The organism is Collinsella aerofaciens (assembly GCF_015554145.1).
GTDB classification, from domain to species: Bacteria; Actinomycetota; Coriobacteriia; order Coriobacteriales; family Coriobacteriaceae; genus Collinsella; species Collinsella aerofaciens_AA.
In genome coordinates this window covers 19731-42829 of record NZ_JADNHZ010000013.1, presented here as the reverse complement: position 1 = coordinate 42829, position 23099 = coordinate 19731, and the positions used below count along the sequence as shown (strand labels likewise).

General features: G+C 61.3%; 19 protein-coding genes. 12 read left to right on the top strand and 7 right to left on the bottom strand.

The window, feature by feature from the left end; genetic code table 11:
- The first annotated feature begins 26 nt into the window (after positions 1-26).
- Both I2E13_RS06605 and I2E13_RS06600 read left to right on the top strand, forming a co-directional pair.
- Positions 27-3773 carry a phosphoribosylformylglycinamidine synthase gene (locus I2E13_RS06605; protein ID WP_195404590.1) on the top strand — a complete coding sequence of 1249 codons (3747 nt, stop codon included), beginning with the start codon at positions 27-29 and terminating at the stop codon, positions 3771-3773.
- Between the two features lie 99 nt (positions 3774-3872).
- A complete protein-coding gene (locus I2E13_RS06600) occupies positions 3873-4808 on the top strand; it encodes a DMT family transporter (RefSeq protein ID WP_195404589.1) in 936 nt (311 codons plus the stop codon).
- A 101-nt stretch (positions 4809-4909) separates the two neighbouring features.
- Here I2E13_RS06600 and I2E13_RS06595 read toward each other — a convergent pair whose 3' ends face one another.
- The 4 genes from I2E13_RS06595 to I2E13_RS06580 form a co-directional block, all read right to left on the bottom strand.
- Positions 4910-6052 (bottom strand): GGDEF domain-containing protein, encoded by a 1143-nt coding sequence (locus tag I2E13_RS06595; RefSeq protein ID WP_158566189.1) that lies wholly within the window; start codon positions 6050-6052, stop codon positions 4910-4912.
- 190 nt (positions 6053-6242) lie between these two features.
- Entirely contained in the window at positions 6243-7265 is a 1023-nt protein-coding gene (locus I2E13_RS06590; RefSeq protein ID WP_117635479.1) for a 2-keto-3-deoxygluconate permease, read from the bottom strand.
- Between the two features lie 150 nt (positions 7266-7415).
- Positions 7416-7739, bottom strand: coding sequence for an AzlD domain-containing protein (locus tag I2E13_RS06585; RefSeq protein ID WP_195404588.1), 324 nt, complete (start codon positions 7737-7739; stop codon positions 7416-7418).
- A complete protein-coding gene (locus tag I2E13_RS06580; protein WP_267472481.1) occupies positions 7729-8385 on the bottom strand; it encodes an AzlC family ABC transporter permease in 657 nt (218 codons plus the stop codon). Before I2E13_RS06580 ends, I2E13_RS06585 begins: the two co-directional genes overlap by 11 nt.
- Before the next feature lie 162 nt (positions 8386-8547).
- Between I2E13_RS06580 and I2E13_RS06575 the strand changes: the two genes are divergently transcribed.
- The gene (locus I2E13_RS06575) at positions 8548-9360 is read left to right on the top strand and encodes an HD domain-containing protein (protein ID WP_195404586.1); all 813 of its coding nucleotides are present in this window, start codon (positions 8548-8550) and stop codon (positions 9358-9360) included.
- Here the strand turns inward: I2E13_RS06575 and I2E13_RS06570 are convergent.
- From I2E13_RS06570 to I2E13_RS11205, 3 genes are read right to left on the bottom strand one after another with little or no spacing between them, the layout of a single operon-like run.
- Positions 9357-10562 (bottom strand): electron transfer flavoprotein subunit alpha, encoded by a 1206-nt coding sequence (locus tag I2E13_RS06570; protein ID WP_195404585.1) that lies wholly within the window; start codon positions 10560-10562, stop codon positions 9357-9359. The two genes, I2E13_RS06575 and I2E13_RS06570, sit on opposite strands and share 4 nt — an antisense overlap.
- Positions 10563-11378, bottom strand: coding sequence for an electron transfer flavoprotein subunit beta/FixA family protein (locus I2E13_RS06565; RefSeq protein ID WP_089573320.1), 816 nt, complete (start codon positions 11376-11378; stop codon positions 10563-10565).
- A gap of 2 nt (positions 11379-11380) precedes the next feature.
- Entirely contained in the window at positions 11381-12982 is a 1602-nt protein-coding gene (locus I2E13_RS11205) for an FAD-binding oxidoreductase (protein ID WP_195404584.1), read from the bottom strand.
- 346 nt (positions 12983-13328) lie between these two features.
- Between I2E13_RS11205 and I2E13_RS06555 the strand changes: the two genes are divergently transcribed.
- From I2E13_RS06555 to I2E13_RS06515, 9 genes are all read left to right on the top strand, one after another.
- Positions 13329-13625, top strand: a complete 297-nt coding sequence (locus tag I2E13_RS06555; protein WP_089573322.1) for a hypothetical protein — start codon at positions 13329-13331, stop codon at positions 13623-13625.
- Positions 13622-14131, top strand: coding sequence for a cell division protein FtsQ/DivIB (locus I2E13_RS06550; RefSeq protein ID WP_195404583.1), 510 nt, complete (start codon positions 13622-13624; stop codon positions 14129-14131). Before I2E13_RS06555 ends, I2E13_RS06550 begins: the two co-directional genes overlap by 4 nt.
- A 90-nt stretch (positions 14132-14221) precedes the next feature.
- Positions 14222-14821 (top strand): hypothetical protein, encoded by a 600-nt coding sequence (locus I2E13_RS06545; protein WP_195404582.1) that lies wholly within the window; start codon positions 14222-14224, stop codon positions 14819-14821.
- Positions 14805-15086: a hypothetical protein gene (locus I2E13_RS06540; RefSeq protein ID WP_195404581.1), complete on the top strand. Its 282-nt coding sequence runs from the start codon at positions 14805-14807 to the stop codon at positions 15084-15086. Before I2E13_RS06545 ends, I2E13_RS06540 begins: the two co-directional genes overlap by 17 nt.
- 18 nt (positions 15087-15104) lie before the next feature.
- Positions 15105-16535: a hypothetical protein gene (locus tag I2E13_RS06535; RefSeq protein ID WP_195404580.1), complete on the top strand. Its 1431-nt coding sequence runs from the start codon at positions 15105-15107 to the stop codon at positions 16533-16535.
- Between the two features lie 118 nt (positions 16536-16653).
- Positions 16654-17370, top strand: coding sequence for a DUF554 domain-containing protein (locus I2E13_RS06530; RefSeq protein ID WP_195404579.1), 717 nt, complete (start codon positions 16654-16656; stop codon positions 17368-17370).
- 87 nt (positions 17371-17457) lie between these two features.
- On the top strand, positions 17458-19218 hold the full coding sequence (locus I2E13_RS06525) for a TerB N-terminal domain-containing protein (protein ID WP_271817618.1): 1761 nt from the start codon (positions 17458-17460) through the stop codon (positions 19216-19218).
- Positions 19211-20515, top strand: a complete 1305-nt coding sequence (locus tag I2E13_RS06520) for an ATP-binding protein (RefSeq protein WP_195404578.1) — start codon at positions 19211-19213, stop codon at positions 20513-20515. The genes I2E13_RS06525 and I2E13_RS06520 overlap by 8 nt, the downstream gene beginning before the upstream one ends.
- A 116-nt stretch (positions 20516-20631) precedes the next feature.
- Complete coding sequence (locus I2E13_RS06515) at positions 20632-23076, top strand: DEAD/DEAH box helicase (protein WP_195404577.1); 2445 nt, start codon at positions 20632-20634, stop codon at positions 23074-23076.
- Positions 23077-23099 lie beyond the last annotated feature (23 nt).

Sequence of the window (23099 nt, the reverse complement as noted above, 5' to 3'; positions counted from 1 at the left end):
CCAACCGATCAGGAAGGCAGGAACCAATGGTCTCTCGTATCTACGTGGAGAAGAAACCCGGGTTCGACGTCGAGGCTCAGCAGCTCAAGGGCGAGCTGACCGAAATTCTCGGCATCAAGGGCATCGAGGCCCTGAGGATTATCAACCGCTACGACGTCGAGGGCATCGACAAGGAGCTTTTCCGGTCCTGCGTGCCGACCGTCTTTAGCGAGCCCCAGGTCGATGTGACCTACGACGAGCTCCCCGCAAGCGATGGCGCCGTCTTTGCCGTCGAATTCCTGCCTGGCCAGTTTGACCAGCGCGCCGACTCCGCCAGCGAGTGCGTGCAGCTCATCAGCCAGGGCGAGCGCCCCGCCGTGCGCTCCGCCAAGGTCTATATGATCTCGGGCGCTCTGGACGAGGCCGCCATTGATGCCATCAAGCACTACGTGGTGAACCCCGTCGAGGCGCGCATCGCCTCGCTCGACCTGCCCGAGACGCTGTACATGGAGACCCCCGAGCCCCAGCCCGTCGAGGTGCTCGACGGTTTCCGCGAGCTCGACGAAGCCGGCCTTGCCGCCTTTATTTCCGAGCGCGGCCTTGCCATGGACGAGGCGGACATCGCCTTCTGCCAGCAGTACTTCCGCGATGAGGATCGCGACCCCACCATCACCGAGATCCGCGTGATCGACACCTACTGGTCCGATCACTGCCGCCACACCACCTTCGGCACCGTCCTGGACGACGTGACGATCGACGACGCCGTGGTGCAACAGGCCTTCGACCGCTACATGGAGATGCGCCACGAACTCGGTCGCGACACCAAGCCCGTCTGCCTCATGGACATGGGCACCATCGGCGCCAAGTACCTCAAGAAGACCGGCGTCATGACCGATGTCGACGAGTCCGAGGAGATCAACGCCTGCACCGTCAAGGTGAAGGTCGATGTCGACGGCGAGGACCAGGACTGGCTGTTCCTCTTTAAGAACGAGACCCACAACCACCCGACCGAGATCGAGCCCTTCGGCGGTGCCGCCACCTGCGTGGGCGGTGCCATCCGCGACCCGCTGTCGGGCCGCAGCTACGTGTACCAGGCCATGCGTGTCACCGGCGCCGGCGACCCCACCGTCCCCGTGTCCGAGACGCTCGAGGGCAAGCTGCCGCAGCGTAAGCTCGTGACCACTGCTGCCGCCGGCTACTCCAGCTACGGCAACCAGATCGGCCTTGCCACCGGTCAGGTCAACGAACTCTATCACCCCGGCTACGTCGCCAAGCGCATGGAGGTCGGCGCCGTCGTGGGCGCTACCCCGGCAAACCACGTGCGTCGCGAGTGCCCCGCCCCCACCGACAAGATCATCCTGTTGGGCGGCCGCACCGGCCGTGACGGCATCGGCGGTGCCACTGGCTCCTCCAAGACCCAGAACACCGAGTCCATCGAGACCTCGGGCGCCGAGGTCCAGAAGGGCAACGCCCCGGTCGAGCGCAAGCTGCAGCGCCTCTTCCGCCGCGGCGACGCCTGCCGCCTGATCAAGCGCTGCAACGACTTTGGCGCCGGCGGTGTCTCGGTCGCTGTAGGCGAGCTTGCCGACGGCCTGTATGTCGACCTTGATACCGTGACCAAGAAGTACGACGGCCTGGACGGCACCGAGCTCGCTATCTCCGAGTCCCAGGAGCGCATGGCCTGTGCCGTCGCCGACGGTGACGTCGAGGAGTTCATGGGCTACGCCGCCGAGGAGAACCTCGAGGCGACCGTTATCGCCGAGGTTACCGCCGAGCCGCGCATGCGCATGGCCTGGAACGGCGTCGCCATCGTCGACCTGTCCCGCGAGTTCCTCAACTCCAACGGTGCACCCAAGCACCAGGTCGCCCACGTCTGCGCCCGCAGCGTGTGGCAGCCCAGCTGGGCCGGCACCACGCTTGCCGAGCGCATGACCTCGCTGGTCACCGACCTCAACGTCGCCTCCAACAAGGGCCTTTCCGAACGCTTCGACTCCACCATCGGCGCCGCGACCGTGCTCATGCCCTTTGGCGGCAAGACGCAGCTCACCCCGAGCTCGGCCATGGTCGCCAAGTTCCCCGTGGACGGCGAGACCACCACGGCAAGCGCTATGGCATGGGGCTTCAACCCCTACCTGATGGAGGCCGACCAGTTTGCGGGCGCTTACCTGTCCGTGGTCGAGTCCATCGCCAAGCTCGTAGCCGCCGGCTTTGAGCACAAGCGCGCCTACCTCTCCTTCCAGGAGTACTTCGAGCGCCTGCGCACCGAAGCAGAGCGCTGGGGCAAGCCCATGGCTGCCGTCCTGGGTGCCCTTATGGCCCAGGTCGACCTGGGTGCCGGTGCCATCGGCGGCAAGGACTCCATGAGCGGTTCGTTTGAGGACGAGACCGGCGAGCTCAACGTTCCGCCGACCCTGATCAGCTTCGCCGTCGCCGTGGGCAAGGCCGCCCGCGCCGTCTCGCCCGAGTTCAAGGGCCTCACGCACCGCGTCGTCCGCATCGCCCCCGCCACCTACGGCGAGGATTACCGCCCCGACGCCCAGCAGCTGCTCGCCGCGTTTGACGCCGTCGAGGCGCTCACCGCCAACGGCAACGCCCTGGCCATCTCCACGCCCGGCTACGGCTGCGGCGCCGAGAGCCTCTTTAAAATGTGCGTCGGCAACCAGATCGGTATCGAGCTTGCCGAGGATGTGGACGTGGAGAGCCTCTTCACCCCGCTCTACGGTAGCTTTATCGTCGAGCTCGCCGAGGATGCCGAGCTGCCCGAGGTCGCCGACGGCGTTGTCGTCGAGCCCCTGGGCACCACCGTCGAGGGCTATGTCATCGACACCGGCTCCGAGGTCATCGAGCTCGCCGAGCTCCAGGAGGCCTGGGAGAGCGGCATCGAGGGCGTCTTCGCCTACCGCAGCGCCGGCAAGACCCCCGAGGTCGAGACCATCGACTTCCGCGCCAAGGATATCCGCGTGTACGGCGGCGCCAAGATCGCCCGCCCGCGCGTGATCATCCCCGTGTTCCCCGGCAACAACTGCGAGTACGACAGCGCCCGCGCCTTCCGTGCCGCCGGTGCCGAGGCCGACACCTTCGTGATCAACAACCTCACGCCCGAGGCCGTCGCCGAGAGCACCCGCGAGCTTGCCCGCCGCATCCGTGCAAGCCAGATCGTTATGATCCCCGGCGGCTTCTCGGGCGGCGACGAGCCCGACGGCTCTGCCAAGTTCATCACGGCGTTCTTCCGCGCTCCCGAGGTCACCGAGGCAGTCCGCGACCTGCTCAAGGCCCGCGATGGCCTGATGCTGGGCATCTGCAACGGCTTCCAGGCCCTGATCAAGCTCGGCCTGGTGCCCTACGGCGACATCGTCGACGCCACGCCCGATGCGCCCACGTTGACGTTCAACACCATCGGTCGCCACCAGAGCCGTCTGGTGCGCACCCGCATCTCGTCCAACTTGTCCCCGTGGCTGTCGCAGTGCAGCCTGGACGACCCCTACACCGTCGCCATCAGCCACGGCGAGGGCCGCTTTGTCGCCAATGACGAAGTGCTCGCCCAGCTGATCGCCAACGGCCAGGTCGCCACGCAGTACGTGGGCGAGAACGGCAAGCCCAGCATGGATCTCTCCGTCAACCCCAACGGCTCCGCACTCGCCATCGAGGGCATCACGAGCCCCGACGGCCGCGTCCTGGGCAAGATGGGCCATGCCGAGCGTCGCGGCGACAACCTGTACCGCAACGTGCCCGAGCATGTCCCCGGCGATAAGTTCATGCCGATCTTTGAGAGCGGCGTGGCCTACTTCGCTTAAACCTTTCCCATCGGGTACAATCCCCTCGGGTAACAACACCCGCCACCGACGCATCCGGTGGCGGGTTCTTTTTTGCTTCGCGCATGCAGGAAGGACATCATGGAAAGCCGCAAGCCGTATCTCGCCACCCTGCCCGGACTCATCCTGGGTTGTCTTGTTTGCTGTGCACTCTGGGGATCGGCGTTTCCCTGCATCAAGATCGGCTACGCGCTCTTTGGTATCCCGGCGCACGATAGCGCCTCGCAGCTGCTCTTTGCGGGCTTGCGCTTCACGCTTGCCGGCGCCCTGGTTATCGTTGGGATGAGTGCGGCCCAACGCCGCCCCCTCATTCCGCAGGCTCGCGACATCAAGCCCATCTTTGTCTTGTCGCTCTTCCAGACTATCGGGCAGTACTTCTTTTTCTATCTGGGCCTCTCGTGCGCCAGCGCCATGTCGAGCTCCATCATCGAGGCCAGCGCCAACTTCCTCGCAATCCTCTTTGCCGCCCTAGCATTTCACACCGAGAAGCTCAATACGGCCAAGGTGCTTGGCTGTGCGCTGGGCTTTGCCGGCGTCGCGCTCGTCAACCTCTCGGGCGCAGATGGCACCTTTGGCTTCAGGCTCGATGGCGAGGGCTTTATCCTAGCCTCCACTGTCGCGGGTGCTCTTTCGACCTGCCTGATCGGCATCTTCTCGCGCAAGCACGACGGCGTCTTGCTTGCCGGGTGGCAGTTCTTGGTCGGCGGACTGGTCCTCACCGCCATCGGCTTTTTGATGGGCGGCGCGCTCTCCCCCACTGAAATCGCCCCCGCCATCGCGCTCATTATCTATATGGCACTCATTTCCGCCGTCGCGTACTCGCTATGGTCGCATCTGCTTGCCGTCAACCCCGTCAGCCGTGTGTCGGTCTTTGGCTTTATGAATCCAGTCTTTGGCGTACTGTTAAGCGCGCTGCTGCTCGGCGAGGGCGCTGGCACGAGCCCTGTGACCGTACTTGTTGCCCTGCTGTTGGTCTGCGGCGGCATCATCATCGTCAACAGGCCCAAAAAGGCCTAATGAACTGCCCTTATTTAGCAGAGCGGATTCACATACTTTAGTTTAATGGAGTACATCGGAGAGCCGAGGGCCGCCACGCACGCCAGCGTGTGCCCCTTTTCCTAGCGTATCTGAACGCCGGCTTTCTTCTTCTCGCGCTTTACGCGGTAGAGCTCCGCGTCGGCAGCACGAAGCAAGTCTTGCCAGGTATCGACGCCATCACCAACCCGTGCGTAGCCGATGGACATCCGCAACAGATACGGAACCTCGGCGCGCGCGAGCTCATCGTTGATTGTCGCGCACAGATGCATGATATCCTGTTCCGCCACTGCCTTTTGGAGCACCACGAACTCATCGCCACCATAACGTGCGATAAAGCCGCCAGACGCCGAGCAGACTTCTTTGAGCGCAGCGGATATGACCTGAAGAGCGTGGTCGCCCTCCACATGCCCATAGCGATCGTTAATCTGCTTAAAGCCGTCGGCGTCCATCATAAGCAGATATACATCTTCGGCCTGATCCACATTTGAGAAGAGCGACAGCATATAGGTCTCAAAACGGTTGCGATTGTTAAGTCCAGTCAACGGGTCGGTCGAGATGAGCTGCTCCTGGTAGATGATGTAGAGCAGCAACATGCTAATCATTATGCCGACACAAAGGCCGGGCACCGAGTATACGACCTGAAAGGTACCGCCCACCAGGGCCGGAATGGCGAAAAATGCCAAGGTTCGATAGATGGCCTTCGTCTGCAGGCTCTCGACCCTGCGAGATTGCACAAATGCATGCAGGGACGTATGTATAACGTAACAGTAGCTGACGATGGGCTGGATCATATAGGCAAAGCCGCGACGATACACGCCCTGCGAATCGATATAGAACAGGGCGTGCGTCCAGTAACTGGTAAACGCCAGCACGACCACCAGAGCCGTAGGCAACGCTACAAGCACCACCCTATAGCGCGAGGTCAAAAGGCGAGAACCCTGCACCGTCTCGGAATAGATAAACCAAATGAGACACGCGATAGCAAAGAGCGAAAACGAAACCGCGTTGGAAATCCAGTTGGCAGCAATGCCCAACGTGCCGTCCACACCGTCCGAAAGCGTCCAGATCATATCGAATAATATGTACGCGGCAGAGGTGTAGCCAAGCATGCTAAACAATAGCTGCTGGGTGCTCGAGAACAAGGAGCGACGACTTCGCACGGCAAGCCCGATAAGAACAATCATGCATAGCACGAATATCTCAATCTTGAGTGCCTTAACCACTAGCGCCATCCCTTCAATATCCAAGTGGTCAGAATCGCCCAATTCGAATCAGGGCAATAAACACCCCTTTACTCCGCAGGGGTAAAGGGGATAATAGCAGAGCGCCCGAACATCACTGCAAAACAGTTTCTGTTCGGGCGCCCATACGGCGCGAATTGCACACGCCGGCATCATTGATGGGTATCGATCGCTACTCGCCATCGATGTCAGTCGCGACGGCCTCCTCGATGGCCTCGACACCGACAGGCGACAGATCCTCCTTGCCTTGGCAGAACTTCTTGTCGACCCAGCCAGTCAGAATCGGAGCCATGATCGCCGTGATGATAACGGCGGTGGCGATCTGAGCGTACGCGGTGGGCGCAAGCTCGGCATAGCGCGGCGCGACCTCGGCGAGGGCAACCGGCGTGGTCATAGCCGTGCCGGCGATGGTGGAGCAAGCAACGGCGGCCTTGCCGTTGCCGCCACACAAGCGCTCGAAGGCAAAGGTGATGGGGCCAACGATAAAGAGGGTGATGAGGCCCAGCAGAATGCCCGAGATGCCGCCGGTGATGAAGCTCGAAAGGCTCATGGACGCACCGAGCTGAAATCCGATGACGGCAATCGCAGGATTGGCACCGGGAACCAGCAGGTTCTTGATAAACGGGAACAGGTTGCCCAGAACCATGCCGATAACGAGTGGCAAGATGGAGCCGATAATGGTGCCAATGGGAATGTTGGCGAGGCCGGAAACACCGAGGATGATCATCGTGACGGCGGGGCCGGCCGTAAAGAACAGGATACCGACGGCGCCCTGCTCAGACTCATCGCCGAACTCGCCCATGATGCCCGTATAGAGCGCCATGTTGCAAAACGTGATGCCGCCGATGATAGACACGGAGCTCAGACCCAGGAAGTTGTCGTTAAAGAAATATGCCACGCCCAGGCCGAGAGCCGCTGCGACGACCAGCTTGGGGATCAGCACGACGATACCGGTCTTGATGGCACCCGGCGTGGACTTAAAGCTGATGCCGGCGCCCACAAACAGCAGGATCGCGGCGACGATGGTATTGGAGCCACCGCGGCAGGCAGCCGTAAAGAATCCGCCGATCTCAAAAACCTGCGGGCAGAAGGTGTTGAGCAAAAGACCGACGATCATCGGATAGATCATGATGTCGCCCGGGATGCGCGGGACCTTGAATTTCTTTTGCTCGTTGGCGGTTGCTTCCTGTGCCATGAAACCCCCATTTCCGCTGACGGGGTACAAAAGCCCACGTCACGCTTTGCTACAGTAAAGTTTGACCATGGTACCAGAAGAAATAGACCAGCTCGGTGAAAAATTCGACGAGTTGGGATGGAACGAGATTCGGCGCCCGCGACGCCACCCCTATATAAGGCCCAAGACGATATAGAGTACGATGCCCGAGACGCAGCACCACAGCATCGATTTTGTCTTGACCGCCACGACCACGACGCCGGCGGCCGCAATCCAGGGAACCAAGGCAGGCCAGAGCCCCGCGTCGAACGCGCCGGGACTCACCAAGTCGTTGGCGACCAGCGCGGCAAAGGCAGCGGGCGGGATATAGCCCAGGGCCTCGGTAATGCGGGGCGACAGGGTCCGCCCGCGCAAGGCGAACGCCGGCGCGATGCGAAAGAACGCGATAGCAGCCCACGACGACAGCCACAGAACCAAGAACTCGTTAACGGGCATCGCGGGCACCTCTTCCGTCAAATACAGCATCGCACGCCAGCGCAATGGTAATGCCGACCACGACGCTTGCCGGCACGGCAATATTCGTGAGGCCCAAGAACTTGCATACGGCGACGGACACCGCGCCCGAAACCGCCGCGACAACGTTGCCGCGCGACAGCCGCTGCGAAAAGAGCAGGCAGATAAAGAGCGAGGTGCAGACAAAGGCCGCAATGGCGGTGGGAACATCGACAACGGCGCCGACGATGGCGCCCATCGTACACGAAACGCCCCATGTTGCGATGAGAATCACGTTGAGCACGAAGGACTCGCGCGGGCCCCAATCCTCCCCTTCAACCAACTTGGCAAGCGAGATGCCATATGCCTCCTCGGTAAGTGTCGCGGCAACAGCCAGCGTCTGACGCTTCGAGGCACCCGTCAGATGCGGCGCGATCGATGCCGAGTAAAGCGCAAAGCGCGAGGAGATGGCAGCAACGCTCGCGACGATCGATGCTGCAGGCACGCCCGCCAGCCAAAGATTGCAGATCATAAACTGGCCGCTGCCCGTCACAAACGTGCTGCTCAGAGCAAAGACCATCCAGGGCTCCATTCCCGTCTGCCCCATGATCATTCCGCACGGCGCGCCTATTGCAATATAGGTAAGCATCACTGGCCAGACGATTTTAAAGATCCTAAGGACCATGCCACTCCCATTCTGGTAAGTCGTCTGCAGCGCGCCTTGCAACGCAGCAGAAATATCAACCGGTGGCAATAAAGTTCACCTACAATTGCCACCGGATCGAAAGACACAACTTTTTAGGAAGTCATTATGACAGCTATCAATCGAGACCGGGCGCGCGCGGCCTTCAAAAGCTACACCGATGCCTACGACGCCACCAACCCACGCATCGCGCTCAAAATCGAGCATACGTACCACGTGGCCGAGGCATGCGATGCCGTAGCGCGCGAGCAGGGCTGGTCGTCAGAAGATATTGACCTGGCATGGCTTTGCGGCCTGCTACACGATATGGGCCGCTTTGAGCAGTTGCGGCGCTGGGACACCTTTAAGGACGCCGAGAGCATGAGCCATGCAGCGCTGGGCATCGAGGTCCTCTTTGGCGAGAATCCCGCCGATGCACCCGCCGTAACGAGCATCCGCGACTTTATCGATGACCCGGCAGAGGACGAACTGATCCGCGCGAGCATCGCCCACCACAGTGATTTTCGCCTGCCCACGGAACTCGACACCCGTACACGGAGCTTCTGCGAGATCGTGCGCGATGGCGACAAGATCGACATTATGCGCACCATCGCCGACAGCACCGTCGACACCATCCTCAAGGTGGATGAGGACACGTTTCTCGCCAGCCACTTCTCGACACCGGCGCTTACCGCCTTTGACGAGCATCGCTGCGTCGCGCGTGACGAGCGCAACGAGCCGGCGGACTACCTGGTGGGGCTCATCTGCTTTATGTTTGAGCTCGTCCATCCGGCAAGCCGTGCACTGGCGCGCGAGCAAGGCGATATCTATCGCCTGCTCGACGCGCCCTTTGGCATTACGCGACCCTTAACCGACCCCGCCGCGCAGGCAACCTGGAGCCGCCTTAAGGACGAGCTGCGCCGCTGGCTGGCAAGCGCTTAGCACTCGAGCTGAGCCAGCAGTTCCTCAACGATCTCAACGGCATCGCCGACGACCTTGTACTGGGCGGCACCGAAGATGGGGGCATCCGGGTCCTCATTGATGGCGACAATGCACTCCGCCCCACCGATGCCGGCGAGATGCTGGATAGCGCCCGAGACACCGATGCTCACGAGGAGCTTGGGCGAGACCGATACACCCGTCTGGCCAATTTGGTGGCGATACTCCAGCCAGCCGGCCTCCACCACGGGGCGCGTGCAGCCAAGCTCGGCACCCAGAGCCTCGGCAAGCTTTCGCATCAGCGGTAGGTTTTTCTTGGAGCCGATGCCGCGGCCCACCACGACTAGACGCTCGGCATCGGCAATTGAGGCCTGCTGTCCCCACTCCTCGGCGGGAATCGAGATCTCGACACGGGCCTTAACGTCATCCGCTAGCACTACCTGGGCAATCGTGCCGGAGCGGCTATAGTCAAACTCGAGCGCCTTAAAGATGCCGGGGCACACCGTTGCCATCTGAGGACGGTGGTTGGGGCAGATAATGGTGGCCATCAGGTTGCCGCCAAACGCCGGGCGCGTCTGCTGCAGCAGACCCGTCTCCGTATCCATCGAAAGCACCGTGCAATCGGCCGTAAGGCCCGTCTGCAAGCGCACGGCCACACCGGGCGCCAGCTCGCGACCAAAGGCGGTCGCGCCGTACAGAATGGCCTCGGGCTTGCGCTCGGCTACCAAATCGCAGATCAAGCGGGCGTAGACCTCCGCGTCGTTCTGACGCAGGCGCTCGTCACGACAGACCAGAACTTCGTCCGCACCGGCGCAAATCAGATGCTCCAGGTCCCCAAGTGAGCCCTCGGGGCTCATGCCGACCAGTGCCACCAGACGGCAGCCGCGGGCATCGGCAAGCTCGCGCCCCTTGCCCATGAGCTCGAAGGCCACGGATGCAACGGCATCGTGCTCGTCAGTCTGCACGAAGATCCAGATGTCTCGATATGCGTCAAGTTCTGCCGCGCCGGCGGCCTCGTCGCGCTCAATCGAGATGGCGTTGACGGGGCAGGCGTCGACGCACCCACCGCACAGGATACAGCCGTCGGTTACGCGGGCACAGCGATTGGGGCGCTCACCCTCCACCACAATGCCGCCCGAGGCGCAGGCGCGAACGCAGCGACCGCAGCCGATACAGGCTTCGCTATCGATAATCAGCCCGCTCATCTATGCCATCCCCTCGATAATCTTGGCAAGTTTTACCGCCTGCTCGGACGCCGTTCCCTCGACGGCCTCGCACGTTTGGTCACGGTCGGGCACAAACGAGCGCACGACCTGCGTCGGTGATCCGGCAAGGCCGCAACGCGAGGGGTCGGCGTTTACGTCGGCAGCGCTGGCCACGCGCACGTCTGCATCCTCGGCCGCGCGAATACCGGCAATACTCGGCATGCGCAGCTGGCCAATCTCCTTGGCGGTCGTCATCGCACACGGCATCTCCAGGTACACCGTCTCCTCGCCGGCATCGCAGCCGTGGACGAGCGCCAGCGAGCCACACGTCGTAAATCCCGCGCTCTGCACACAGCTCACGTCGGTCACGCAGGGGACCCCAAAGGCGCCGGCCAGCTCGGGGCCGATCTGGGCCGTATCGCCGTCCACTGCCATCTTGCCGCAGATGAGCAGGTCAAAGTCCTCATCGAGTGCCTCGATGCCGCATTTGAGGGCATAGGTGGTGGCTAGGGTATCGGCGCCCGCAAAGGCGCGATCGGTCAGCAGCAGCGCGTCGTCGGCACCGCGGGCGATGCAGTCGCGCAGCAGCGATTCGGTCGCGGGGATGCCCATCGACACCACCGTCACACGCACGTCCATGCCAAAGCCGATAAAGTCGTCCTTCAGCGCCAGCGCGCATTCCAAAGCGCTCGCATCAAAGGGATTAATGACCGCCTGCTTGCCATCGCGCACGATGGTATTGGTCTTGGGGTCCATCTTGACCTCGGTGCTGCCCGGCACGGCCTTGACGCACACCACCATATGGAAATCGCTCATCTTCACGCGCCCCCTTTCTGGACGAGCTCATCCAAGAGCTTCTCCGAAAACAGGTTGCCGCGACCCAGCTGCCCGTCGGGATCGAGCTGGAGCTTGAGCCGCGCCGACTCGACCATGGCCTCGTGACCGTACATCGTCTCTAAGAAGCCCGCCTTGATCTTGCCGACGCCGTGCTCGGCAGAAACGGCACCGCCCATAGCCGTTACCTCCGCAGCCCACTGGGCAAACAGCTCGCCACCGCGACGGTAGTCCTGCGCATCGCGCGGCAGGATGTTCACATGCAGATGGTTGTTACCGATGTGCCCCCAGGCAGCAGATTCAAGCCCGCTTTCGGCCAGCGTGCGGCGATAGAGGGCCACGACATCGGCAAGGCGTGCATTGGGCACCGACATGTCCGAACCCAGTTTGGTGATGGTGGGATCCGTGCGGCGACGCTCGTCGATCAGCATATTGACGCTCTCGGGGACCGCATGGCGGAAGAACCGCTGGCACTCGCGATCAACCTCGGTGCGCGCGACCCATGTCGCATCGTCGCGGCCACCCGCGAACTCGAGCACCCATCCCAGGTGGTACAGTTCCTCGGTCGCCTGGGCTTCGTCGTCGCAGTCGAGCTCCACGTAGACACAGACCTTGGCGTCTTTGTCGAGCGCCGGCAGCGAGGCGAACGCCGTCGACTGCTCGCGCTGGCGACGTAGGATATCCAGGGCGCCCGCATCGAAATATTCGATGGCAGCCGCGTGGGACAGGACGGGACGCACAGAATCGGTAAAGGACACGGCCTTGTCTTCGCTGTCAAAGAAACAGCTCACGCCCCAAACGACCGCAGGTGCCGCCTGCAGGGCGATCTCGAGCTCGGTAATGACGCCGAGTGTGCCGCACGCACCGATAAAAAGATCGATGGCGTCCATATCGTCCGCAACAAAATAACCCGAGGCATTTTTGGTCTTGGGCATGGTGTAGTCAGGAAGATCGAGCTCGAGTATATGGCCCTCTGCCGTCACGAGCGACAGGTGGCGGCCCTGGGCAAAAGCCTCGCCGCGCTGAAGCACAAGCAAATCGCCATCAGCCAGCGCGACGTGGAGTCCCGTGATATGCGGGCGCATGGGACCGTAAGCGTAGCTGCGGGCGCCGGAGGCGTTGCATGCCGCCATGCCGCCCAGACAGGCAGATGCCTCGGTGGGATCGGTGGGAAAGAACTGCTCGGGGGCCTCTTGGAACTCCTCGTAGGCCTCAAGCGATGCCTGGTCCCAACCAGCGGTCGGCAGTACCTTCTTGCTCAGCTGCTTACGCAGCTCCGAGAGCACAACGCCCGGCTCCACGCGCAGCAGAAATTGACCTTGTTCATCGCGGCGAAGGCCCAAGTAGCGATTCATACGGGAAGTATTGAGGATATGCCCACCGTGGGGCACGGCACCGGCGGCAAGGCCGGTTCGGGCGCCCTGAACCGTTACCGGGACACGCTCGGCATGGAGCGTTTCCAAAATGGCACGGACCTCGTCTTCCGTTGTCGGAAACGAGATGCTCGATGCTTCGCCCGATGCGCGAGATTCATCGCGGCCATACTCTTCGAACTCGTCGGTGAAGGGTTTTATGGTTGCAGACACGCGAACTCCCCCTTTAGCTAACTACAGTGTTTGCAGGGAGATGTTACCGCATCGTTTCGTCGACGTGTTCGAGACCGTCTCCATAATTGGCGTTTTTTACGTTCGTGCAATTCGGCGAACGGCAAGGCTTCCTCGGCAGACGATGTTTTTGACACATACCGCCCCGCCGTCGCCGACCGCTCGATTGTCGCTCGAAAAAAGTTGGAGTATTTTTTGCCACCTTTTACCTGCGGAGATGTCAATCCGTCAAGCATTTGGTCAGAAATTGGTCAAGTAGCGGCTGATACGGTCGGCGTCGACAGGCAAAACCGATAGAAGTTTTGGCCCCAGAAGCAGGGAGGTTCCCATGGCATATTACTGGCCCCAGTACGGCGTCGCCATCGAGGTCGACGACGATCCCTATCTCCTACCTTTCGACGAAGAGGCGTTCCCCGATACGGCGGTCTACCACGTCACCACCGATGTTATCTGCGACCCCGAGTCGTTCTCGGCGCTCGCCCACCACATCGCGCGTATCCACGACATCGAGCTCCCTCACGACTTTGACGAGCTCATCTACTCGCGCCGCCTGATGCTTCACATGCTCTTTGGAGCGGACCCGTCCACGTTCGCACGTGTCTACACCACCAAGGACGCCGCATGAGTGCGAAGAAGCCGCCCCGCCTTGCAGGACTGGATCGTCGCAAGAAGTTCATCGTTGCCTGCTTGGCCATCGTCTGCGCCCTTGTCGCCGTAGGACTATACGCTTGGCAGTCTCAGCCCGTACCCGAGGCGGGCGCTTCAGTTACGACGGCCGAGGGCAAAACGCGTCGGGAAATCCAAGATGAGCTCGATGCCATCGTCCGCGACAACATGATGACGATTTCGGTCGCTCCGGTCGCTCAACTACAGGAGGACGGCAAGCTACGCGTCAACGTGCAAAACGTCCAAGACAATAAATTTCCCCAGCGATTCCGCGTCATCCAAAACGACGAGACCATGTACGAATCCGGTGTGGTCGAGACCGGCAAGACAATCGAGACGTGCCCCGCCGGCGACATCAAAGAAGGCGAGGCGTACATCGAGATTCAGGCACTCGATGCCAAGACCCTCGACAGCCACGGCAATCCGACACGTGTCAAGGTACGGGTTGAGCAAACCGAGAACTAGCTTTTTCGGCCGACGCGGCACCGCATGCAATTCACCAGCATTCGTCCAATCATCGCGGGGACGGCCCGCGGCGAATAGAAAGGAACGACCATGGACATCACCAGGAACATGAACGGAGTCAGAGCGCTCGTCGTGGGCGCAGGGCTCGCGCTCGCGCTCGCAATGGGCGCCGCCCCGACGCCAGCTCTGGCAGCCGGGCGCGCTGGAACCACGAAAGTAATGGTCAGGACCGAGATCGACAACGTTGAGTTCAAAGTTCCGACGGTTATTCCCTTCGTCGCCAAGGCCGACGGCACGCTTCAGGGCCCCTCAGAAGACGCGACCACCATCGACAATCATTCGGCCTACGGCATCCATGTCACCAACATGAAGATCGACGCCATGAACACCTGGACCATTGCCGCCGACGCCAAGGCCGGAACCGCGCAGAACTCCATCGACTTTAAGGTCGGCCCCGACGGCGCACTCCAGAACGCCAGCGCCGCAATGCAGGGGACGGGCCTCGATCTTTCCAAGAATGCAGCCTTCGACATGGACTACCAGGGCATTGCCGGCGGCACGGACAAAATTAAGCTCAAGACAAGCGGAAACGTCGCCCGCGTCACGCGCGACATCTTCCACGTAACCGGCGAAGGCGATCAGGTTGCAACGATCACCTGGACGGTCGAGCCCGGTGCGCACACGGCATAAGGCCGTCGCCCTGGCCGCCGCCGTCAGCATCCTAGCGTTTGGGCCAGCCATGGCCTTTGCCCAGCAAGAACAGGCGCAGGCCGCCACGCAAGTAACGGTCGACCTCTCGGAGCTCGACCGCGGCAACCGTGAGGAACCGTTGGCACAGACAGACGACAGACGATGGCTCTTGGCAGCAGGCGCCACGGCAGCAGGCGCGGGAACCGCCGGCCTCGGTCTGCACATCAAACGCAGCCAGAAACGAAACACGGACAGGCCGCACTAAATTAGCTAAGGAGACCCCATGGCATCGAAGAACCTTTTGCCCGTCGTCGCACTCTGCGGCGCGCTCGCAACCGGAACGCCTGTCGCCGCTTGGGCGACTCCCGTCATGGCAGGCTCCTTACCATCAGCCCTAAGCTCCGCACCAAATCCGTCGAGCGCCATTGCGTGCAAGCGTTTCTCGATCGCACAGGCAGCAATCTCAACCTCGGGATGCCTTCGTCGTAATACGGATGGCTCGATAGTCGTGGATATCAATCGTTCGAACAAGGCAAACGGCTCCCAGGCGGGGTGCGCTGTCTGCACATGGCGCTCGGTTGCGCTCGATGCAGATGGCGATTCATGCAATTTAGAGCTGCGCATCGATATCGCTTCGGTCGATGACTCGGCGAACGGAGCGAAGGTCGCCTTCGACGGTGCGTTATTCGAGAAAGGAGGCGGTATATGTCTGGGCTGCGCCGCCGCGAATGCAGACGACACGCAGCCCACCCTCTCATTCACGGCATCGTTGCGGCTGACCAAAGCCGGCACCGATGCCATCGCGGCGGGAGAAGCATCCCTGCTGTTCTACGCCGTCAGCACCAAAGACACAGACGCTCATTTCGAGAAGCCAGCCGGATCACTCAGCCTTACACGAGGGACAGAGGCAGGCCCTATTGAAGTCGATACCCACGCGCAAAGCAGGCAACGCATTCTTGCCGACCCGGCGCTTCTCGAGATGGAGTGGAACGGATCCGGAGCCGTCGGAATTCTCCCCTCCGCGCTTAACGCCAAGACGCTCCCCTCAAACGACGAACCCATCAACGCAACCATACAAGAAGAGAGCACGGACAAAGAAGCAGGTGCGGGCGACACGCCGTCGCCGACAAACAGCGTCCCAGCTTCTTTCGAAGCACCGAATGAGCCCGCTACCGGTCCAAACGATCCCGAGCTCGCGGACAGTCTGGGGCTTGCTGATCCTCAGGAGATCGATGAAGGTAACTGCTGCGTGCTTGCCGCCCTCGACCACACAGAGGTCATCGATGCTGCAAACATCGAAGTTGCCGCCGCCAATCAGCCCGTCCGCAAGTCGGCCATCATCGCATTTCCCGAATCCATCGAAGTCGTCTTTTTGCCATCGGGCGAGGTCGTGGCCCCAACACTGCTCACCTTGTTGGGCGCCAAGAATACTCGAAACGAAATTAAAAAGGTCACGGTTGTCGACCCTGCAACCACCGCTAAACTGCGTCTATACGCCGTTGCCCCAGACGGAGGCAAGACCTTGGAATTCGATGGCGACACACTTCTAGCCTGGCGACGTCTGGACATTATGCAAGACGTTTCGTATCAGATCGAACTCGAAGGGTTTGATCGTGCCCGCGATGCCAATATCATCGCCGCGGCTACTGAATCCCCGCAGCGGCTTATGACACTGCGCTTTGACTACTACCCCTATGTCCCGACAACCACCTGAGGCTTAAATGCTGCGCATCATTCCTAATACCACTTATATAACGTATTAGATGAGTCGCGATGTGCCTCGCATTTCGTTCTGCTACGATTGCCACGTTGGCATCAATACAGGAGGGCTCATGCCGGGCTTGGGAACAATCATCAACGTTGCGCTTTTAGTTGCGGGCGGTCTTTTGGGATTAGCGGGCGGCCGCTTCATTACACCGCACATCCAAGACACGCTCATGAAAGCATCGGGGCTGTGCGTCCTGTTTATCGGCCTGGGCGGCACCATGCAAAAGATGCTCATCATCGATGGAAAGGCGCTAGCGACCACCGGTACCACCATGCTCATCGTCTCATTTGCGCTCGGTTCGCTCATCGGCGAGGCCATCAACTTGGAGGCCGCCATCGAGAACCTTGGCGAATGGCTCAAGCGCAAGACTGGCAGTGAGGGCGATAACAGGTTCACCAACGCTTTTGTCTCGACTTCACTCACCGTGTGCATCGGCGCCATGGCCATTGTGGGATCGATCCAGGACGGCCTGCTCGGCGACTGGTCAACGCTTGCCCTCAAGGGCGCACTGGACTGCATCATCGTCTGCACCATGACGGCCTCGCTTGGCCGCGGCTGCATCTTCTCCGCCCTGCCCGTCGCCGTGTTCCAGGGGACGATCACGTTGTTTGCCGGCGCGCTCTCCCCCATCATGACCACAGCTGCCCTCAACAGCCTTTCGCTCGTAGGTTCCATGCTCATCTTCTGTGTCGGCGTCAACCTCATCCGTCCTCAGACCTTCCGCACGGCCAATATGCTTCCCTCCGTCGTCATCGCCGTCATCTACGCCCTCCTGTTCTAAATCTATCAACGCATCGGTATCTCGAACATCTGTTTGATGCTGTGCTATGATATGAGGTCACCGTAGCTGCGTTCGAGAGGAGGAGCGGTGGCCGACCAGGACATCAAGATGCTCATCGAGCGCATTATGGCCGAGGCCCGGACCCATCAGTCCGCCCGCTTCTCAAACGAAACCTACGCAGACGAGCCGATTCTCAAGACCGGTCGTCAGATGCAGAACTTCCTCCCCGACCAGTACCGCAAGATGCGCGAGATATCACGCTGGCAAGATGATCCCAAAGGCGGCGCGGGACGTTGGCTATCGGAGGCGGAGCTCTTTTACCGCCAAGGCCTGCTGATGGCCGACTTTGAGGACGACTGTCCCTACTACGGCACCTTTAAGTCGTACTTTCCCACCTACAATGCCATGAGCGATCGACAGTTGCGCGGCTACTTTACCTGGCGTGCCCAAGTGCGCCGCGGAACCGTCGAGGAAACGTCTACGTCCTTTGCCTTTCTGTATCTCTATGAGCTGATTTGCGGCATTGGCGTAGATAATCCACTCGATGGTTTTAACAAGATCAAGGCTTTTTGGGATGTCTATCGCGCCTTCGAGCCCGGCATCGACCGGTTTGCGCGCGTGTGGCTGCAAGATTACGCCGTGTTCCATGGGCTCGACCCCAAGCTGCTTCGCGACTCTAAAACCGTCATATTCGATAACGCCCTTATCGAGCTGCGGCGCGCGGCACGAGACCTTGTACCAGCACCGACGCCGTCGGACCCGGCACCCAAGCGTCGCAAAACCTCCGAGCCCACGCTCCCCCTTCCGCCCGATGAGGTGCGCGAGGAGCGACTCATGGCCGCCATCAACGCCCTCTCCACGTACAACCTAAGTAACTCGCGGCTCGACCGCAGCCACCACCGTGATCTGCGCCACGTGGCATGCGCCGTGTATGTCCGCATGGTGCGCTACTATGACACGCACCGAAAGACCGGCATCGTGGCGAGTTTATTTGGGGAGGAGACGGCCATGCCCTACACCATGTTTGCCTCGGCCGTATTCTTTGCGCCCGAGCGCCACGAGGACTGCGAATACCGTCTGGACCCCATCCATATCTACCGTTGCCAAAACGGTTTTTGGGAATGCATGCGAATTCACGGCAGCAGGCAAAAGAGCAGCAAACTTGGCGAGATGATGCGCGCCTGCGACCAACGCCTGCGCCTGGCCCTGGACCCTGCCCATCCCCTGAAGGAAGAAAAGGTCCCCAAATACCTGGCCAAGATTATCGATGACGAGATTGTGGCATGGCTTTCGTGGGACGCCGCACACCAGCCCGTCAAGATCGATATCGATCTGAGCCAGCTGGGGCACATTCGGAGCGCTGCCGCACAAACGCGCGAGGCGCTTTTGATTGACGAGGAGCGCGAAGACGGCACGCTTGCAGATGCCGAGACAGCGGACTCAGGGCAACCGGAAGCCGAACCCGTAGCCGACGCGACGGTCGAGGCGGTCGCGGCGGCCGCAGGGCAGGACGAGGACGACGAGCCGACCATATCCACCGAACAGTTTGATGTCGTGGCACCGCTTCTCGCGCCGACGCCCGCGTTCGCAGCGGCTGCGCCCGCTGACGCCACGAACGAACTCGCGCCTGCGGCAGCCGCCTATCTGCGTGCGCTGCTCGAGCAGAACACAGCGCAGGCGGCATCGGCGCAGGAGAGGTCGGAGCAGAGCGAGGACATGCTCGTCGATAGCATCAACGAAGCGCTCTTTGACCTGGTGGGCGACACCATTATTGAATTTGGCCCAGCAGGACCGCAAATTATCAAGGACTACGAAGCAGACGTGAGAGGATACTTAGACCATGAGTGATACCGCATCCGCAGCACCCCGTGTGCCCAAGCGCGTCGCCGCCGTCATTCTCAACTCGCTCAAGGGCGGCGTGGTCCCGCGCATCGGCCTTCCTTACATCACCGTAGGGCGCGAGGTCGAGATCCGCGCCCTGCTCACCGATCTGAGTCTCATCGCCGACGGTGGCGCGAGCTTCCGCTTTCTGGTCGGTCGTTACGGCGCCGGCAAGAGCTTTTTGCTCCAGACTATCCGCACGCACGCCATGGGCGAGGGATTCGTCGTCGCTGATGCCGACCTGTCGCCCGAGCGCCGCCTGCAGGGCGGTCAGGGACAGGGCCTTGCCACCTACCGCGAGCTCATCCGCAATATATCGACCAAGACGCGCCCCGAGGGCGGTGCGCTCAACCTTATTCTGGATCGCTGGGTCGCCTCGTGTGCCGACGTCGACGAGTCGGTCGTCAATGCCCAACTGGCCCCGCTCGAGGAGATGGTCCACGGCTTCGACTTCACCCGCATGCTCCGCCGCTATCGCATGGCCGCATCCGGGGGCGACGAAGAGACCATGAGCCGCGTGACCAAATGGATTCGCGGCGAATACCGCACCAAGAGCGAGGCACGCGCCGAGCTGGGCTCCTCGACCATCATCAGCGATGACGACTGGTACGACTACGTTAAGCTCATTGCGCGCTTTTTGGTTTGCAGTGGCTACAAAGGCATGCTGGTGCTCATCGACGAGCTCGTGAATCTGTATAAGATTCCCAACGCCATCACGCGCCAATACAACTACGAGAAGATCCTGACTATGTACAACGACACGCTCCAGGGCAAGGCGCAGTACCTGGGCATGATCATGGGCGGCACGCCAACCTCCATCGAAGACCGCCGCCGCGGCGTGTTCTCCTACGAGGCCCTGCGCAGCCGACTCGCTCAGGGTCGCTTTGCGCGCGAGGACCTTAAGGACATGCTCGCGCCCATCATCCGCCTGCAGCCGCTCACCTACGAGGAGCTACTGGTGCTCATCGAAAAACTCATGCAAATTCACGCCGGCTACTTTGGCTGGACGCCCACGCTTACCGAGAACGACTTGGTGGACTTCCTCAAGATCGAGTTCGGTCGTGTGGGAGCCGACACGCATCTGACGCCGCGTGAAGTCATTCGTGACTTTATCGAGTTGCTCGACATCCTATGCCAAAACCCCGACGCCAACGTGGCCGAGCTGCTGCAAAGCGTCGGCGGCGACGCGCTGGCGCCGGCAGCCGCAACAGGCGACACCGATACCGCAGGCGGCGACCGTAACTTCGCCGAATTCACCATCTAACCTGCCAAAAAGGGACAGGTTTATTTTGGCAGGCTCTATCTGGGCAAACGTTGAAGCAGTAATGCAGCAAGCCACTGCCCGCCGCGTTGAGAGATTCGCTTTTGAAAGGAGGCCTCGTGAACGCCTTTGGCCGCTACGCCCCGTTTATCCAAGACTTCATCTACTCCCACGATTGGGAGAGCTTGCGCTCTATCCAGGTTGCGGCAGCTGATGCCATCTTTAACACGCAAGATAATGTGCTCCTGACGGCATCCACGGCTTCCGGCAAAACCGAGGCAGCCTTCTTTCCCATCCTGACCGAATTTTGGGAGAACCCGCCCACGAGCGTGGGCGCCCTCTACATTGGCCCCCTCAAAGCGCTCATCAATGATCAGTTCGTCCGTCTCAATGACCTGTGCGAAGAAGCCGACATCCCCGTCTGGCACTGGCATGGCGATGTCTCGCAGTCGCACAAGGCCAAGCTCATCAAAAAGCCAAGCGGCATCTTGCAGATTACGCCCGAGTCGCTCGAGGCGCTCTTAATCCATAAGCACATGGCGATCCCGCGCATGTTCTGCGACCTGCGCTATGTGGTTATCGACGAAGTCCATTCGCTCATGCGCGGCGACCGCGGCGGGCAGACGCTCTGTCTTATCGAGCGCCTCTCGCGCATGGCAGGCGTGCAGCCCCGCCGCATTGGCCTTTCGGCCACCATCGGCGACCCCGAGCGCACGGGCGCCTTTCTCTCGCAGGGAACGGGGCGCGACTGCGTTATCCCCCGCTTTGAGGAACCGCGTCGCGTGTGGCGCATCTCCATGGAGCACTTCTACAACTCGGGCCCCCAGGCTCAGCAACGAGGATTCGTAGGCACAGGTCCACAAGAAGCCGAGGTGCTTGCTTGCGAGCGTATTGAGACGGCGGCGCCCGCGGCGCTGCCCGCATCCGGACAAGACATGTGCCACAGCGGACAGCTTACACAGGAAGAACACCGTCAACGTCGTGAGCAGGCGCGGGACAAGGCCGCTCCCAAAGACCGTCGCACTTCCTCGGCCCCCGAGGGCGAAGTCGACATCCCACGAGCGACCGAGCAGGCGCTTCTCAACCCCACCGACACGGCGCCCGACAACGCCGACCCCGGCATGGGCTATATCTTTGAGCATACGCGCGGCCGCAAATGCCTGGTCTTTGCCAACTCGCGCGAGGAGGCAGAGGCCGTGTGCTCCATGCTGCGCAGCTACTGCGAGAGCCGGCACGAGCCCGACCGTTTTCTCATCCATCACGGCAATCTTTCGGCATCGCTACGCGAGACGGCCGAGGAGCTCATGCGCGACGAGGAGCAGACGCAGACAACCGTCACCACCTCTACGTTGGAGCTCGGTATCGATATCGGCCGCCTGGAGCGCGCCTTCCAGATTGACGCGCCGTTTACCGTCAGCTCCTTTTTGCAGCGCATGGGGCGCACAGGCCGTCGCGATCTTCCGCCCGAGATGTGGTTTGTCATGCGCGAGGAAGAGCCCGAGCCGCGCACGATGATGCCCGAAACCATTCCCTGGAAGCTCCTGCAGGGTATCGCGCTCGTACAACTCTATCGCGAGGAAAAGTGGGTCGAGCCACCCGAGCTCGATCGTCTCCCCTACAGCCTGCTCTATCACCAGACTATGTCGACCCTCGCCAGCACCGGCGAGCTCACGCCGGCCGAACTTGCCCAGCGCGTGCTCACGCTCAGCTATTTCCACCGTGTCTCGGCAGACGATTACCGTGTGCTGCTACGTCACCTCATTAAGATCGACCATATCCAGGTCACCGAAGGTGGCGGGCTCATCGTGGGTCTCGCGGGCGAGCGCATCATTAACAACTTTAAGTTCTACGCCGTGTTCCAGGAAAACGAGGAGTTTACCGTCCGGAGCGAATCGGCCGAGCTGGGCACGATCGTTAATCCGCCCCCGCCCGGTGAGCGCATCGCCATCGCCGGACACTGCTGGATTGTCGAGGAAGTGGACTGGAAGCGCCACACTGTCTTTGCCACGCAGGTCAAGGGCCGGGTGCCGGCCTACTTTGGCGACTGCCCCGGCGACATTAACACGCATGTGCTCGAGCGCATGCGCCAAGCGCTCACTGAGCACGCAGTATATCCGTACCTTATGGGTAACGCACGGGCTCGCTTGGCGCAGGCTCGTCATACCGCCGAGATTTCGGGCGCGGGAACTAAGCCGCTCATCAACCTGGGTGGCGACACCTGGGTGCTCTTCCCCTGGTTGGGCAGCTACGCCTTCCTAGCACTCGAGCGCATGCTTAAAATCAAATGCGCCGCTGAACTGGGCCTTCGCGGACTCGACCCGTCACGCCCGTACTTTATGCAGTTTAAGATGAAGGCCGACGAGGAGACGTTCTTTGAGGTGCTCGCCGCCGAGGCCGAAAAGGACTTCGATTCCATCGAGCTCGTCTATCCCGGCGAGGTACCTTACTTTGATCGTTACGATGAGTTCGTTCCCGAAGAGCTCGTGCGCAAGGGCTTTGCCGAAGGCGTGCTCGACATAGAGGGCATGAAGCAGCGTGTCCGCAGCTGGCGCGACCACGCCTAAAACCAGTCTTTTTGGGACGGGGA